The sequence below is a fragment of the Roseococcus sp. GW821-FHT12F05 genome (assembly GCF_058806835.1).
The window spans coordinates 1-2,111 of the sequence record NZ_JBXAQB010000046.1; the positions used below are offsets into that span (position 1 = coordinate 1).

Annotated in this window: 4 protein-coding genes; 3 read left to right on the forward strand and 1 reads right to left on the reverse strand. The window is 63.1% G+C overall.

Annotated features, from left to right (window positions below):
- The first annotated feature begins 115 nt into the window (after nucleotides 1-115).
- The 3 genes from AC1ROY_RS33980 (at nucleotide 116) to AC1ROY_RS33990 (ending at nucleotide 1,643) form a co-directional block, all read left to right on the forward strand.
- The gene (locus AC1ROY_RS33980) at nucleotides 116-418 is read left to right on the forward strand and encodes a SemiSWEET family sugar transporter (protein WP_493153382.1); all 303 of its coding nucleotides are present in this window, start codon (nucleotides 116-118) and stop codon (nucleotides 416-418) included.
- On the forward strand, nucleotides 415-825 hold the full coding sequence (locus AC1ROY_RS33985) for a DUF4112 domain-containing protein (protein WP_493153383.1): 411 nt from the start codon (nucleotides 415-417) through the stop codon (nucleotides 823-825). The genes AC1ROY_RS33980 and AC1ROY_RS33985 overlap by 4 nt, the downstream gene beginning before the upstream one ends.
- Before the next feature lie 62 nt (nucleotides 826-887).
- Nucleotides 888-1,643 (forward strand): DUF3750 domain-containing protein, encoded by a 756-nt coding sequence (locus AC1ROY_RS33990; RefSeq protein WP_493153384.1) that lies wholly within the window; start codon nucleotides 888-890, stop codon nucleotides 1,641-1,643.
- 15 nt (nucleotides 1,644-1,658) lie between these two features.
- Here the strand turns inward: AC1ROY_RS33990 and AC1ROY_RS33995 are convergent.
- The coding region (locus AC1ROY_RS33995) for a recombinase family protein (protein ID WP_493153385.1) at nucleotides 1,659-2,111 on the reverse strand (453 nt) is incomplete at its 5' end.

A 2,111-nucleotide genomic window follows, 5' to 3' on the forward strand; every position in this document is an offset into this window, starting at 1 on the left:
ATCGCAGCATGTTCACGACCGACCAACGACCGTTGATCGGTGGTGAACAGGGCTGGCTGCAATTGGCCTAACATGGGTAGGCGCGGTTGGAACCGGCACGGCCTAAACCGGCAGAATGAACATCGAAGTCTCAACCGTGCTCGGCGCGGCCGCCACGGCCGCTTCCATCGCCAGCTTCACGCCGCAGGCCTGGAAGATCATCAAGACCCGTGACACATCAAGCATCTCGGCTGGGATGTACGGGCTGAACGTAACGGGCTTCGCGCTCTGGCTGACCTATGGCGCGATTCTCGGACGGTGGCCGATCATTATCACCAACGCGATCTGTCTGCTGCTGGCGGCCTTCATTCTGGCGATGAAGCTTCTGCCTTCGGAAAAGAAGAATGCCGTTGCGGACGCGATTGATCCGCACGCATGAATCACTATTTGATGCTCATGAACGCAATCACATCGACGGCAGCGGCTTCGTGGCAGCCGAAGCTTCAGCTCGTATCGGGTACTGCGCGGCTCGATCTGATCGCGAATCTCCTCGATAGCCGGTGGCGCATACCGGGCACCAGCATCAAGTTCGGGGCGGATGCGCTCCTCAGCCTAGTGCCTGCGGCAGGCCCGGCGATATCTACCGCGCTGTCGGGATATCTGATCTGGGAGGCTCACCGCCTTGGTGCGTCGCGCAGCTTGCTTGTACGCATGATCGCCAACGTCGGCATCGATGCGGTGATCAGTTCGGTGCCCTTTCTTGGGGTGGTCGGTGATGTGTTCTTCCGGGCCAACCGGCGCAACATGGCCCTGCTGCGTCGGCATAGGCTGCGTGCGGAGACATAACGTAGCTAGATTTCCGTTCGGAGCCTTGCGGTGATCCCCTCGGGCAACGATCTCGCGTATCCATGCAAATACTCAAATTCGCGCTAGCGCTGTTCGCGCTGCTCTATCTGCTGCCGATCGGAGTATCGGCGCTCCTTTACCAGTGGACGGGCATCGGCCCTGGTTGGTGGGATGCCGATCGTTCAACTATTTCCAACCTGCCCCCGCCCGACCTTCACCAAGCAGCTGTCGTTCGGGTGTTTGCAGCACCGACCGTGAGTTGGCGCGGCATCGTCGCGGTTCACAGCTGGATCGTCCTCAAGGCGGAGAGCGCCACCGGATACACAAGGTACGACTACACGGCCTGGGGCGATCCCCTGCGCGTCAATGGCTTTGTGGCGGATGGTCGCTGGTTTGGGCGCGCGCCAGAGGTGGTGTTTGCGGCCGATGGGGCGGCGGCCACAACTCTGATCCCGCGCATGCAAGCGGCTATCGATGCCTATACCTGGCGCAATCGAGGCGATTACCGCGCATGGCCGGGGCCGAACTCCAACACGTTCATCACTGCCGTGCTCGATGCCGTTCCGGAGGTGGCTGTCGTCTTGCCACCCACCGCGATTGGCAAGGACTACCCCTACGATGGCAGGTGGCTGCGCCGGACGGGCTCTGGAACCGGACTGCAGCTGACGCTCGGCGGCTACGGAGGTGTGACCATCGGCTGGGTGGAAGGCATTGAGGTGAATATCCTCGGTGCAGTGGCGGGGCTCGACATTCGTCGTCCCGCCCTGAAGCTCCCTGGGCTTGGTCGGCTCGGTGTGCCGGCCGGCGGCATGGCGTGACCAGGCATGGACCGATTATGGCGCTTCCATGCGCGCCAGTACGCGAGCAACTGTCGTGTGGGTCCATTGGGTGGCCTTGGCCGGAGTAGGAATTGCGCGAGCCGATAAAGCACGCGCGAGGGCAGCCATTCCTATTATGCCCTCTGCCCGCAGACTCTCCATCTCCAATGCCAGCCGATGCGCCGTCCGATCCGCCTCCTGTTGGCGAGCCTGGACGGCGATAGAGGCATCGGGGCCCTTGGCTGGACGATGCCCCCTGTCGCCCCCCAGCACCGTCCCCCTCGCCTTCGCTGCCGCCAGCGCAGCCTTGGTCCGCGAGCTGATCAGCTCCCTCTCCTTCTGCGCCATCGCCGCGTATATCCGCATCATCAGGTCGTCCGCGCCCGGCATGTCCGCGGCCCGGATCGAAACGCCGTCCTCCAACAACTGCGACAGCGTGTGCGCCCGGCGCGTGATGCGGTCGAGGCG